At 59.6% G+C, this 13,173-nt stretch carries 13 protein-coding genes; 9 read left to right on the forward strand and 4 right to left on the reverse strand.

From position 1 onward, the window contains the following. Positions 1–158: 158 nt before the first annotated feature. The 4 genes from LAO20_20645 (at position 159) to LAO20_20660 (ending at position 5,115) form a co-directional block, all read left to right on the forward strand. Positions 159–1,784, forward strand: coding sequence for a UbiD family decarboxylase (locus tag LAO20_20645; protein ID MBZ5533845.1), 1,626 nt, complete (start codon positions 159–161; stop codon positions 1,782–1,784). Between the two features lie 390 nt (positions 1,785–2,174). Continuing rightward, positions 2,175–2,663 carry a DinB family protein gene (locus LAO20_20650; protein MBZ5533846.1) on the forward strand — a complete coding sequence of 163 codons (489 nt, stop codon included), beginning with the start codon at positions 2,175–2,177 and terminating at the stop codon, positions 2,661–2,663. A gap of 132 nt (positions 2,664–2,795) precedes the next feature. Continuing rightward, positions 2,796–3,731 (forward strand): M20/M25/M40 family metallo-hydrolase, encoded by a 936-nt coding sequence (locus LAO20_20655; protein MBZ5533847.1) that lies wholly within the window; start codon positions 2,796–2,798, stop codon positions 3,729–3,731. Between the two features lie 283 nt (positions 3,732–4,014). Continuing rightward, positions 4,015–5,115, forward strand: a complete 1,101-nt coding sequence (locus tag LAO20_20660; protein MBZ5533848.1) for an FAD-dependent monooxygenase — start codon at positions 4,015–4,017, stop codon at positions 5,113–5,115. 57 nt (positions 5,116–5,172) lie between these two features. Here the strand turns inward: LAO20_20660 and LAO20_20665 are convergent, their stop codons facing one another. Both LAO20_20665 and LAO20_20670 read right to left on the reverse strand, forming a co-directional pair. Beyond that, the gene (locus LAO20_20665; protein ID MBZ5533849.1) at positions 5,173–5,451 is read right to left on the reverse strand and encodes a hypothetical protein; all 279 of its coding nucleotides are present in this window, start codon (positions 5,449–5,451) and stop codon (positions 5,173–5,175) included. Next, a complete protein-coding gene (locus LAO20_20670; protein ID MBZ5533850.1) occupies positions 5,448–6,314 on the reverse strand; it encodes an FAD-dependent monooxygenase in 867 nt (288 codons plus the stop codon). Before LAO20_20670 ends, LAO20_20665 begins: the two co-directional genes overlap by 4 nt. Before the next feature lie 122 nt (positions 6,315–6,436). On the opposite strand from LAO20_20670, the gene LAO20_20675 reads away from it, so the two are divergent. The 4 genes from LAO20_20675 (at position 6,437) to nuoI (ending at position 10,128) form a co-directional block, all read left to right on the forward strand. Further along, a complete protein-coding gene (locus tag LAO20_20675) occupies positions 6,437–6,874 on the forward strand; it encodes an SRPBCC family protein (protein MBZ5533851.1) in 438 nt (145 codons plus the stop codon). A gap of 10 nt (positions 6,875–6,884) precedes the next feature. Continuing rightward, a complete protein-coding gene (locus tag LAO20_20680) occupies positions 6,885–8,138 on the forward strand; it encodes a pyridoxal phosphate-dependent aminotransferase (protein ID MBZ5533852.1) in 1,254 nt (417 codons plus the stop codon). 194 nt (positions 8,139–8,332) lie between these two features. Further along, entirely contained in the window at positions 8,333–9,574 is a 1,242-nt protein-coding gene (locus LAO20_20685) for a hypothetical protein (protein ID MBZ5533853.1), read from the forward strand. Positions 9,575–9,666: 92 nt separating this feature from the next. Further along, positions 9,667–10,128, forward strand: a complete 462-nt coding sequence (gene nuoI / locus LAO20_20690; protein MBZ5533854.1) for an NADH-quinone oxidoreductase subunit NuoI — start codon at positions 9,667–9,669, stop codon at positions 10,126–10,128. Positions 10,129–10,226: 98 nt separating this feature from the next. On the opposite strand, the gene LAO20_20695 is transcribed toward nuoI, so the two are convergent. After that, positions 10,227–10,583, reverse strand: a complete 357-nt coding sequence (locus LAO20_20695) for a four helix bundle protein (GenBank protein MBZ5533855.1) — start codon at positions 10,581–10,583, stop codon at positions 10,227–10,229. A 158-nt stretch (positions 10,584–10,741) separates the two neighbouring features. Further along, positions 10,742–11,455: an SDR family oxidoreductase gene (locus LAO20_20700; GenBank protein MBZ5533856.1), complete on the reverse strand. Its 714-nt coding sequence runs from the start codon at positions 11,453–11,455 to the stop codon at positions 10,742–10,744. A 332-nt stretch (positions 11,456–11,787) separates the two neighbouring features. Between LAO20_20700 and LAO20_20705 the strand changes: the two genes are divergently transcribed. Then, the gene (locus LAO20_20705) at positions 11,788–13,125 is read left to right on the forward strand and encodes a hypothetical protein (protein MBZ5533857.1); all 1,338 of its coding nucleotides are present in this window, start codon (positions 11,788–11,790) and stop codon (positions 13,123–13,125) included. Positions 13,126–13,173: the final 48 nt, after the last annotated feature.

Raw genomic sequence — 13,173 nt, forward strand, 5'->3', positions numbered from 1 at the left:
TTCATGACGCATTCTCTTGCACCTGATGCAAGCGGCTCGGCGCGCAAGCCGGCCTCGCCGCCAGGGTGCTAATGCATAGAGCGGCGCACTTCCTGCTCAGCAGCGTCTGCTCCTTATATAATCGGCGGGTTCTTTCACCCTGACTGCGGGAGCGCCGATTGGCCTATTACAACGACCTGAGAGAGTGGATTGCCGCGCTGGACCGCGCCGGCGAACTCAAACGGATTCGCGCCGAAGTTGATCCCATCCTGGAGATCACCGAAATTGCCGACCGCGTTTCCAAGGGCGCCGCGAAAAAGTACGGCCGTCCCGGCGGACCTGCGCTGCTGTTTGAGAACGTGAAAGGCGCGAATGGCATTCCCGTGTTCATCAACCAGTTCGGTTCGGAGCGCCGCATGCAGATGGCGCTGGGCGTTGACCGGCTAGACGAAATCGCCGATCGCATCCGCCAGTTGATGAACATGAAGTCACCGGAAGGCTTTCTGGAAAAACTCAAAATGCTTCCCATGCTGGCCGACATGGGCAAGTTCTTTCCCAGGACCGTGGAAACCGGCCCGTGCAAGGAAGTCATCAAGAAGAGGGATTTCTCTCTGCTTGATTTTCCCGTGCTGCAGTGCTGGCCCCAGGACGGCGGGCGCTTCATCACCTTGCCGTGCGTGATCACTCGCGACCCGAAGACCGGAAAGCGCAACGTGGGCATGTATCGCATCCAGGTGTACGACGCCACCACCGCCGGCATGCACTGGCAGCGCCAGAAAGTTGCGGCCGAACACTATCGTGAACTGCTGCGCCAAGGCTCCAATAAGAGCGACGAAAACGCGACCCCAAGTGACAGTGGAGCGCAGGCGCCCTCGCCTGCGACTGAACTCACAAAAAAGCGCGCTGCCGTTGACATCATGGCCCGCTCCGGCGGCGGCTCTGTTCTCGCCCCGGGAGATCGTCCCAGCGGGACCATGGAAGTTGCCGTGGCCATCGGTACTGAGCCTGCGCTGACTTTTTCCGCCATCGTGCCTGCGCCGCCGGAAGTGGAAGAGTTCATCGTCGCCGGCTTTCTCCGCCAGAAGCCGGTGGAACTGGTCAAATGCGAAACCGTGGACCTCGAAGTCCCGGCGTCCGCCGAGATCGTCATCGAAGGCTACGTCAAGCTCGACGAGCTTCGCACCGAAGGTCCTTTCGGCGACCACACCGGTTTTTACTCGCTGGAAGACGAGTACCCGGTCTTGCATGTCACCTGCATCACGCATCGCAAAGATCCCATTTACGCTACCACCATCGTGGGCAAGCCGCCCATGGAAGATGCCTGGATGGGCAAAGCCGTGGAGCGCATCTTCCTGCCGCTGATGAAGCTCACGCTGCCGGAAATCGTGGACGTGAACCTGCCGGTGGAAGGCGTGTTTCACAACCTGATGATCGTTTCCATTCGCAAGTCGTATCCCGGACACGCGCGCAAAGTCATGAACGGCATTTGGTCGCTGGGCCAGGCCATGTTTACCAAATGCGTGGTGGTCGTGGACGAAGACGTGAACGTGCAGGACATCGGCGAAGTGGTGCTCAAGGTCTTCAACAACATTGATCCTGAGCGCGACATCCAGTTCACTCTTGGCCCAGTGGATTCGCTGGACCACGCATCGCGTCTGGCGAATTTTGGTTCCAAGATGGGCATTGACGCCACCCGCAAGTGGCCCGCCGAAGGGTTCACTCGTCCCTGGCCCAACGAAATCCTGATGGACGAGAAGACCAAAGCGCTGGTGGACAAGAAGTGGAAAGATCTGGGGATTGAGTGAGCAAACAATTTGCCGCAGATTTTCGCAGATGATGGCTGATCAGAGAGTTGGCCGCGAATGAGCGCGAACGGCACGAATCATTGGACGGCATTGAATTGAGTAATCCATTCCGTCCGATCGTCTTGCGGCTCCAGAGTTGCCATCCGGTTCTGCCGCTCGGTATACGAAGGTGACTCAGGTGACTGCGAGACTTGATTCCGGTGTTTGCGAAAGTTGACTCAGGCCTCTGGGTGAAAGTTGATTCCGGTGTCTGCGACAGTCAAGCGCCGCAAGGCGCGAAAGAGTCTAGCCCACCCTGAGGCGAGCGCATGCGAAGCCGGAGGGGTGGGTTAGGTGGAAAAAGAAATGTGAGCCCCGTAGGGGCGGCACAATACTGACAAGGAGTTGGAATTGACCAATCCATTCGCCGCCATCGCCGCCGACCTCGGACGCACCGTGGCGCGGGCCAAGCCGCTACTGATGAAGCTAAACAACGTGGACACCAGCACGCGTCCGTCGGCGACGAAGTGGGCGAAAAAGGAAATCCTCGGCCATCTCATGGATTCCGCATCCAACAACCAGCAGCGTTTTGTGCGCGCCGCTTTGCAAGGCAGCCTGACGTTCCCGGGATACGACCAGGAGCCGCTGGTCGAGTTGCAAAATTTTCGCGAAGTGGACTGGAGTTTCTTGGTGGACCTGTGGGCCAGCTACAACCGTTTTCTCGCGCACGTGCTCGCCGGGCTTCCGGCCGCTGCCGCCGGGATTACGTGCCACATCGGCAACAATTCGCCGGCCACGCTCGGCTGGATCGCTGAAGATTACGTGGCCCACATGAAACACCATCTCAACCAGGTCCTGGGCAAGATATTTGAAACCAACTACGGACGAAAACCGAGCTAGCTGATGCGAGACCTGCTGTCTGAATTGCTGGAAGAGCCGGACCCGGAACCGTCGCGGCGCCGACGCCGGTGGCCGGTTCCTCTTGCTGTCCTGGCAGCCGTTGTACTGCTGATCGTCTTGCCGATCATCTTCATGACTTCCATGCCGGGCAAGTCTTTTTCCGGCGCGCTGCCGCCGCTCTCCAGTGATCAGAAAGAAATCGCTGCCATCCTCAAAAGCCGTGTCTGGTATCTGGCGGAAACCATTGGCGAGAGAAACGCGTTCGCTTATCCCGCTTTGCAAAACACCGCGGAGTATGTGGAGAACTCTTTCAAGCGGCTGGGCTATCAGGTGACGTCGCAAGAGTTCACCGTGCAGACCAAGACCGTGCATGCCAAGCAGGTGCGCAACATCATCGCCGTGATTCCCGGCAGCGCCAGGGCTTCAGAGATCGTCGTGGTAGGCGCGCACTATGACACGGCGGACGAGTGTCCCGGCGCCGACGACAACTCCAGCGGCGTGGCCGCCCTCCTGGAATTGGCGCGCCTGCTCAAGGACTCGCACCCTGCGCGCACCATCAAATTTGTGGCGTTCGTGAATGAAGAGCTGCCCTGGTTCCAAACGGAAAACATGGGCAGCCTGGTTTACGCTCGGCAAGCCCGCACCGGCAAAGAGAATATTGTCGCGGCAATTTCTTTGGAAACGATTGGTTCTTATTCTGACCAAAAGGGCAGTCAGCAGTATCCCGCGGGATTTGGGTTGCTTTATCCGGCGAAAGGCAACTTCATCAGTTTCATCGGCAACGTGTCTTCGCGAGCGACCGTGAGGCAAGCCGTGAGGGCGTTTCGCAAGAATGCGAAATTTCCGTCGGAAGGTGCCGCGGTCCCTGCTTCCGTCACCGGCGTTGGCTGGTCGGACCATTGGTCATTCTGGCAGGCGGGGTATCCCGCCATCATGGTCACGGACACCGCGCCGTTTCGAAACAACAACTATCACCTCCCTGGCGACCAGGCCGACACTCTCGATTATGACCGCATGGCCCGCGTCGTGGATGGACTCCGATACGTGGTCCAGGACCTGGCAAGATAAGAAGACCGCGAACAAGCCCGGTTTCCGGTTGCGGGCCCCAGCCCAGGACTTTTAGTCCGGGGTGAGTGCAAGCGAATAAGACGTTCATCGCGGTAGCAATGAACCTACTTGCACATTTTCTCCAATAACCTCACAATTCCATAAGGCGTGTAAATGACTGATAACAAAACCAGAAAAAATCAGTCACGTTGAACCATTAGAATTCACTAACCTTTGAAACAGTCAGCTGAAGAAATGCGCCGAGGGGAACGATCTGGACCGATGCGCTGAGGAGCACATCCTTATGGACGTTGCAATTTTTGGCGCTGGAATTGCCGGGTTAATGACCGCCATCACGTTGCGCGGACGCGGGCACAACTGCCGCGTTTTCGAAAGAAGCCGCCAGGCCCACGAAGCCGGCATGGGGTTCATCCTGGTTCCCGAAGGCATTGCCTGCATGGAGGGACTCGGCGTGCGCCTGGGCGGCGTGCCGCTTGAGCGTTTTTATTACCGCAATTCCGCCGGAGATGTTCTGCATGAACAGGCCATGCCGTTGGGGGCGCGCAGCATCCGTCGCCGCGATCTGAGTGCGTCACTGCTGGACGCGCTACCGCCAGATACCACCATCACTTTTGACGCCGAGCTGGAGCACCTGGAGTTTGACCAGCAAGGTCGTGTGACGCGCGCCGTCCTCAGTTCCGGCGAGGCGATTCGCGCCGACCTTTACGTGGCTGCCGACGGCAGTCATTCCCGTGCCCGGCAGGCGCTTTTTCCCGGCTGGCCGGCGCCCATGGCGCGCGTGCCGGAGATCGTAGGATTGGTCCAGTGCCCCGAAACCGTACGTTGGGCGGGGCATAACTTCAACAAGTTCCATTCCAGCGGCGGCGGCATCGCCTTGGGAATCCTGCCGGTGGATGCCGATCACGTAGTCTGGTACCTGCAGTTTGACGCCGAGCGCTTCGCCTTGCCTCACGAGGCCTTGAACGGACATCCTCATGCCCCGGAAGCCAAACGCAGCTTCGCCCGCAAGCTGGCCGGCGATTGGGCCTCGCCCATCCCGCATCTGCTGCAGGTGACCAACTTTTCCCGCGTGCATCTTTGGCAACCCGTGGATACCGATCTGGTTCCCCAGTTCCACCACGGCAATCTGGCGCTGGTGGGCGACGCGGCGCACCCGCTTTCACCGTTTACCAGCCAGGGCGTGTCGTCGGCGATATCCGATGCCGTCGTGCTGGCCCGTGAAGTGGAGTCATCGCTCACCGCGGACGGGCTTTCGCCCGCGCTGGAGCGCTATTCCGCCGAACGGCGCCAGCAGTGCCAGCCCTTCGTTGCCAAAGGGCGCGCACTGATGCAGCGTTTCCTGGAACCACTGGCGCAAGAGCAGGTATTGCTGCCCATCGCGTAATCGCGAGCCTGCATCATTACGCGCAGAGCCTTGGAAACCGCCTGGCGGTTTTGAATGCTATGACGCTGCGCTGTTCGCCGGCATGCTGGCCATAATCTTCTGCATGTTCTCCGGCGAGAAGAACTCCGGTATCGGAACTCCGTGGGCCAGCATGCTGAAGAAGCGGCCGCGCTGTTCCGGATTAAACTGCAGAGCAAAAAGCGCCTGCGCCAGTTCCGGCGGAGGCGGCGCCAGCGCAGCCAGTTGCGTGGTCATCTCGAAATACGGCAGCTCCGATTCGTTGCGTTTCTTTTCATAAGCGGCCAGGGCCTGCTCCATCGGCTGGCGTCCGCTCAACCCGGCGTCAATGCCTTCCGCCAGCCATTCCGCGCTGCGCAGGGCATCCGTAATTCCGGAAGCCGTGCAGGGATCTTTCTGGTAGCCGGCATCGCCCACCAGCGCCCATCCCGGACCGTAAGGGCGGCGCAGATGGTAGGGGATGTGGCCGCGTGGTGTTTTTCCACGTTGGTGCGCACCTCCGCAAGCTCGCGCGCCGGGAATGCCACGCCGATCAACGAGAGGTTGTCATTGGTGTTGTAAGCAAAAACCACGCGGTTAGGACGCAGCCACAGGTGCCAGACCTTCATGGGCACGCCGCTCCAGTAGGAGTACCACGAGCCTTCCAGTCCGGGACTGGTGTGGGTTTCCGGGGCCTTCACCGCCTGGGCCACCACGGAAAACATTCCATCGGCGCCCACCACGATGCGCGCTTTCTCGGTGACCACTCCACTTTCGTGCCGGCCGCGAATCCCGACCACCCGATCGTTGTCCCAGAGCAGTTCCTGCACGGAGAAGCCTTCGCGCAACTCGGCCCCGGCTTCCACGGCTCCCGCCGCCAGAATGGGGTCCAGCACAATGCGCCGCGGCGCAAACGCCGTGTTGACGCCGTCCACTGGGGGCACAGGCCCGGTGAGGGAGAATTCGCCATAATTGAAATAATCATGCGTAATGGGCGGGCAGCCGGTGGCGGCCAGACGGTCGAGAAGTCCCATGCGCTTCATGGCAGCCGAGCCGGACTGGTGCATAAAGTGGTTGGAGAACGCCATATCGCTGGGAAACGTGGTGCGGTCCACCAGCAGGACTTTGTATCCTTTGCGGGCCAGCAACAGGGCCACAGGCGACCCGGCGCAACGGGCGCCGACTACGATGGCATCGTACATGGTGCCTCCTCAACTCGAATTTTCTCGCTCCCAGGCACTATATAAGAGTTTTTTAAAACTTTCAGTTAGAATTTCTCCGCTGTTTGAGGATTTGGAAAACCAAAGACCAATGAGGATGATCCATGGCGAAAGTCTATGCATCCAGCGTGATTGACGCGCCCCCAGAGCAAGTTTGGCAATACATTCGCGATTTCAATTCACTACACACATGGTTTCCCGGCGTCACCGACACCAAAATTGAAGGCAGCATTCCTGGCGACAAGGCCGGCTGCGTCCGTAACTTCGGCCTGCCCGGCGGCGGGCGCATGCGGGAACAGTTGCTGGAGTTCTCTGACCAGAATCACAGCTGCGTATATAAGATGCTCGAGGGCGCTGTCCCCATGTCCCGCTATCAGGCCGGAGTCCGATTGCTGCCCGTCACCGACGCGGGTTCCACGTTCGCCGAACTCAGCGCGGAGTTTGAATGCGCGCCGGGAATGGAAAATGACGTAGCCGGGTTCCTGGGGAGCACCTACAAGGCGGCTTTCGATGGGCTGAAACAACATTTCAAAAGGGCATGACGCAGCCTAAATGAAGACGCAGCCCAAAAAAAAAGGCATGCAGCCCAAAAAATATGAAGCAGCGATGAAAGAATCCTACTTCTCAGACGATTCCGTCCCCCTGGACCTGCTGCGCGAGCGCGCGTTCAACATGCGCTGGGCCCAGCAGCCTGCCGGCGTGATCCCGCTCACCGCCGCCGACCCGGACTTTGCCGTGTGTCCGCCGATACAGGAAGCCCTGGTCCGCTACGTCGGCGACGGCGTGCTGAGCTACGTCCCCCCGGAAGGTCTCCCCAGTTTTCGCGAAGCCGTGGCCGAATGGATGCGCTCGACGCGAGGCTTCGAATGCGCGCCAGAGCATGTTTTTGCCACTGACAGCGCCGCTTCCGGTATGGCCGTGGTCGCCCGCGCGTGCCTCAAGCCCGGCGATGAAGCTCTGATCCCCGGGCCAGTGGATTTTCTGTTGCACCATACCATCGAACTCGCCGGGGCCAAGGCGGTGCGCGTTGCCGTCACGCGCGCCACAACGCCAGAAGAATTTATTGCCGGTCTGGAAGCGAAAATCACGCCGCGCACCCGCATGTTGTGGCTGTGCAACCCGCATAATCCCCTGGGCGTGGTGTATTCGCGCCAGTGGCTGCAAGCCGTGGCCGGGTGGGCCGTACGCCGCGGGCTGAGAATTCTTTCCGACGAAATCTGGTCAGACATCGTTTATGAACCGCACCGCCACGTGGCGACGGCATCGCTAGCGCCGGAAATTGCGCGCAACACCGTCACCGTCTATGGCTTTTCCAAGAATTTTGCTTTGGCCGGCCTGCGCGTCGGCTGCTTGATCTGCAGCGATCCCGCGTGGAAAAAAGAAATCGTCGCCGCCTCTGACGCCGAGAGCACCGTCTACGGCGTCTCCGTACTGTCGCAGGTGGCGGTGATCGCCGCGCTGCGCGAAGGGCGCGGCTGGCTGGCGGACTTTGTCTCTCATCTCAAAGCCCAGCGCGACTACACCGTCGAACGGCTGCGCCAGTGGCCGGGCGTAACCGTAGAGCCTCCGCAAGGGACGTACGTGATCTTCCCCAATACCAAGAGCCTGGACGAAGACTCTGAGCGCCTATGCACCCGTCTTCGCGACGAAGCCAAAGTTGCGCTGGTCCCCGGGCTGCCACGCTGGTTCGGCGAAGGATCGGCGGGCCATGTGCGAATTTGTTTTGCTACTTCCCGCGGAATTCTCAAAGAGGCGTTTGACCGACTGGAGCCAGTGGTGGAGAAGATTGCCGCAGATTCGCGCTGATGACGGATCACGAAGAACTCGGCCGCGAGTGAACGCGATAGCCGCGAATCAAAGTTGACTCAGGCCAGGCGAAGAAGTCCGCTGTGTTCTGTGTGCAGCGCCGGGTTTTTCACTCCCGGTGAAAGCAGCTATACTAATTTCAAATCTCGACCCATCCCCCACAAATTCTCACTTAGCAATCCCTTGGAGGCGACATGAAAGCCTGCGTGGCGCGTGCACGTGCAATCCGGTTCGTCCTGTTTCTTTTGACCGCTAGCTCGCTGTTGGCCGCACAGACCCAGACGTTTGATCTTGTCTCCTTCACGCCGCCCGCGGGTTGGGCTGCCTCCCAGGACAGCGACCATGTCGTATTCACCTTCATTGACAACGCGGCCAAAACCTTCGTGATGCTGGCGGTGTACAACAGCGCGCCGGGATCGGGCGATGCCGAAAAAGATTTTGTGAGCGAATGGAAAGACGTGGTCGCCAAGAGCTTTTCCGCGGGCAGCGCCCCGGCATCGGCTGCCGGCCAGTCGCAGGGCGGGTTCAAGTTTCGCCAGGGCAGCGCGCAGGTCAAGCAGCAGAACGGCCAGCCAGCGTATGTCCGCCTCATGGTGTTTCCGGCAGGAAAGCGACGCTTCTCCGTGATGATGGTCGCCACCAACGAGAAAGCTCTGGAAGCGCGTCAAGCGGCGGCGCAATCTTTTCTGGACAGCATGAGACTGGTCGCGCCGACCGCGGCTTCCGCTCCCGCCCCTGCGTCTAGCAGCAGCGGAGCACGCAGCGGGCCCAGCGCCGCGCCGCGTCCCGGCAAAGGCCTCTCCGGAGTCTGGATGGGATTCAAGACCTATGTCGGCAACTACGAGCCGCAACCGCGCTGGTACACCTTTTACGATGACGGCCAGATCTTTGAAGACATTCCGCGTGCGGGCTTTTTGGGATTTGATCGCAGCGCCAGCCAGTCCGATTCCGGCCAGCGCAGCTACTGGGGTACGTACAGCTTCTCGAACAGCTCCGGCTCCATCACCAAACCCGGCGTGAAATATCCTGAGGCGCTGCAGAGCGAAGGCGCCGGAAAACTCAAGATTGACAGCGCCCACTTTTACCTTTGCCAGTCCGTGGACGGCCTTCGCTTGCAAGGCGCGTGGACCAGCCTGGCCAATCCCAACGATCCTGATCTTGACCGCTGGCCGGTGGGGAAGAGGCCGATCTTCCGGTTTTCGAGCGACGGAAAATTCGCGGATGAGGGCGTGTTCGCCACTTTCTTGAAGTCGGGCGACCCGCGCCAGGACGCCGCCGGCACGGGAACCTATGAGATTCGCGACTTCACGTTGATCCTTCGATTCTCGGATGGCCGCGTGAAGCAGTTGGCGATTACCGCCATGCTGGGCGCGAATGCGGCGGCGTCGAATGACACGCTGTACATCGCCCGCAGCCGGTTCCAGAAGAGGAAGTAGGCGTCGGCCGAGGAATGATCGCAGGAAAGAGCCGAGTCTGCCCGACGGGTGGCCCCTTTGTCTCCCCGGCAACTAGCCTTTATACTGTCCGCATGTCCATATTCCGCGATATTTACGGGATTGCCAAGGGGATGTCCGTAACCTTCTTTGAGATGTTTCAGCCCACCATCGTGGAGGACTATCCCAACAAAAAGCTGCCCAACGAGGGCGCGGTGTTCCAGGAGCGCTTCCGCGGACTGCACGTCCTGCAGCGCGACGAAAACGGCCTGGAAAAGTGTGTAGCCTGTTTCCTGTGCGCGGCGGCGTGTCCTTCGAACTGCATCTACATTGAAGCCGCGGAGAATACGGAAGAGCATCGCATCAGCGGCGCCGAGCGTTACGCCAAGGTCTACAACATTGACTACAACCGCTGCATCTTCTGCGGTTACTGCGTGGAAGCCTGCCCCACTGACGCCATCACCCACGGCCACGGCTTCAAACTGGCCACCTTCAACGCCAGCAACCTGGTGTATCGCAAAGAACAACTGCTGACGAAAATCGAACCGGCGTCCTGAAGGACGCATCGCCGCCATCGCGCGCCATCGCCGTCATCGCGCGTCATCGGGAAAGCAAGGCCCCAAGGGCCTAGCCAATGAAAGCCTGTGTCCAGGCATCATTCTCTCGCCGTGCGACGAGACGCAGCAAAGATGGCAAGCAATTGGTTGGCTTCAGAGAGCAAGTTCATGAGCTTGGAGGCTTTCATAAGGCCGCTTTCCGACAAGAGTTCCAGCCAGAACACTGTTTCGTCTGCTTCTTCCACAACGACTCCCAATTTGGCGATAAACTCAGCCTTCGATCGCGACCTGCCCGCAGCCCGGTAGTTCGCGCCCACACTCGTCCCTGAACGCAAGATCTGTTGGGCAATGACGTTGGCTTCACGGGAATGCGGGAGCGACTGTGACATCCTGATGAGCCGCAACGCAAAAAGCTTGGTTCTCGCTTTCAATTCTTCGTGCTTGTCTGTGTCCATCTTTCAATTTTCCTCTGGATTCACTCGGCCTTTGGACTCACTCGACCTTGGATTCACTCGACTCTTGGATTCAACGACCTTGAGGGTGGTCCTTAACCGCAGTCTCCCGATGACGGCGATGTCGGCGATCACGCGCGATCACGGCGATCTCTCGAAGCTCACGGTTTCATCGTCGGCCTGATAACCACCTCGCTGGCAAACGAATTGGGCGACTGCGTCACCAGCATGCCCACCACGTGGCCAATGTCGTCGGGCTGTAGCATCTTTGCGGGGTCTTTGCCTTCGTGCGGAGAGAGTTCCGTGTTGGTGGAGCCGGGGCAGACCACGGACACGCGGATGTTGTGCCCGCGCAGCTCTTCCGCCGCCGAGTAAGATAGTCCATTCAATCCCCACTTGGACGCCGCATACACTGCCGCGTTGGGCAGCGGGTTTTTGCTGGCGATGGACGAGATGTTCACGATATGCCCGCCGCCGCTGGCGATCAAAAGCGGCGCAAAAGCGCGAATGGTGTAGAACACTCCGCGCAAATTGGTGTTCATAGTATTGTCCCAGGCTTCCAGGGAGGTCCGGTGCAGAGCCTGGCCATAGCAGGCGATTCCGGCGTTGTTGACCAGAATGTCCAGGCGGCCAAAGGTCCTGTGCACCCGCTCCGCCAGCGCGGCCACGGAAGCCCAATCGGCTACGTTGCAGGGCAGGGCTTCGCATTGTCCTCCGGCGGAGCGGACTTGCCGAGCGGTGTCTTCCAGGTGGGCCACGGTCCGGCCGCACACCACCACGGTTGCGCCCAGGGCGGCCAGCCGCCGGGCGATGCCCGCGCCAATCCCGCGGCCGCCCCCGGTGATGACAGCGATTTTCTGCGCAAGTTCCAGCATGGCTTGAATCTCCTTTGGCTTCGTGCCCCAACTCCCTGGAATTTTACCGGGAACATTCAAGGTACGTTAAGTGTCTTTAGTCGGGGCGCAGTGCGTTTATTATGTAGGAACGCCTCTCACTTGGCGGGCGGGATAACGTTTCGCCGGGAATTTGCATCTGAGAAGTAAACCAGCATTTTCTGACGCTGCTTGCCCAAAAGTGGGGATAGTCTTTTATAATCCGTGGCTCAGATTGTTCTTATTCAGGCAAGCCAGTTTTCGGCTGGGCGGCGCTCAGGTGCGTCCGGTCCGAACAAAATCCGGCAGAGATGGATTGAAGGAGCGATAGCCAAATGAAAAAAGTGCTTGTCACATTCGTGCTGGCGCTAATTGCGGGTACCCTGGCGCAAGCCACGGCGCAAACCCCTGCGGGTTCTGATCAGCAGAATATCCCTACCAACCAGAAAGTCATCAAAGACCCGGCGGAGTACAACGCCTACATCGCGGCGTTGAACACCCAGGACCAGGCGGCCAAAGGCGCCTTGATGGAAGCCTTTGTGAAGCAGTATCCGCAGAGCATCGTGAAGCTGGAAGCGCTGCAGGAAGCCATGGCGGCGTACCAGGCGGCCGGCAACCAAGCCAAGGTCAGGGAACTGGCGAAGCGGATTCTGGTGGAGGACGCCAAGAATGTTCGCGCCCTGGCCATCGTCACCTTCTTTGACCGCTCTGAAGCCAAGACCCCGGACGATTTCGCAAAAGTCAAAACGGAAGCTGAGCAGGGGCTGGATTCGCTGGGCTCCTGGACCAAGCCGGAGGGCGTATCGGACGCCGACTTTGACAAGCAGAAGACCCAGATGAAGATCATCTTCGCTGGGGCCGCCGGATTCGCCTCTCTGCAGACCAAGGACTTCGCTGGCGCTGCCAAACATCTGCAAGTCGCCCTGCAGGTGGACCCCAGCAACCTGGAGGCGTGCTACCAGCTTGGCATCGCATACCTGAAGTCAACTCCGTTGGATAAGAGAGGCTTTTGGTACGTGGCCAAGGCGTACGGCATCGCCAAAGCCGCCAACAACGCCGCCGGCGCCAACGTTGTGAACCAAAACGGCCTCGCCGAATACAAGAGATACCACGGCGGCGCCGATGGCTGGGAAGCATTCCGCGACGCTGCCGGCGCTCAGAGCGCGCCACCGGCGGAAATCGCGGTGACGCCGGCCCCCACGCCGCAGGAAATCGCCTGCAAGGCGGTCCAGGACAACGACCCGGCCACCCTGTCGTTTGGCGACTGGGAGTTTATCCTGCAATACCGCGACTCCGGCGCGCAGTGCAACAAAGATGCTGCGGAAAAAGTTTGGACAGCCATCCAGAACAAGCAAAAGGATTCCAAAGGCGAGCAGGCCAAGCTGAAAATACCAATCAAGGTGATTTCTGCGACGGAAGGGACCATTGAAGCTGCGATCACTGAAGATAACCAGCAGGCCAACAAAGCGGACCTCCACGTGGTGATGGAAAAACCCATGACCACGGCCCAAATCCCCGCGGCCGGCGCAACCATTGAACTGATCGGCGTGATCTCCGAGTACACGCCCAGCCCGTTCATGTTCACCATGAGCCACGGCGAATTGCCGGCAGCCGCCAAGCCCAAACCCAAGCCTCCGGTCAGGAAACCGGTGCCGCATACGAAGAAGAAATAGACAGATCTATTCTTGAAGAAGGGCAGCCCGTGTGGGCTGCCCTTTTCT

It is taken from the genome of Terriglobia bacterium (assembly GCA_020072815.1).
In the GTDB taxonomy this organism is placed as follows: domain Bacteria; phylum Acidobacteriota; class Terriglobia; order Terriglobales; family Acidobacteriaceae; genus Angelobacter.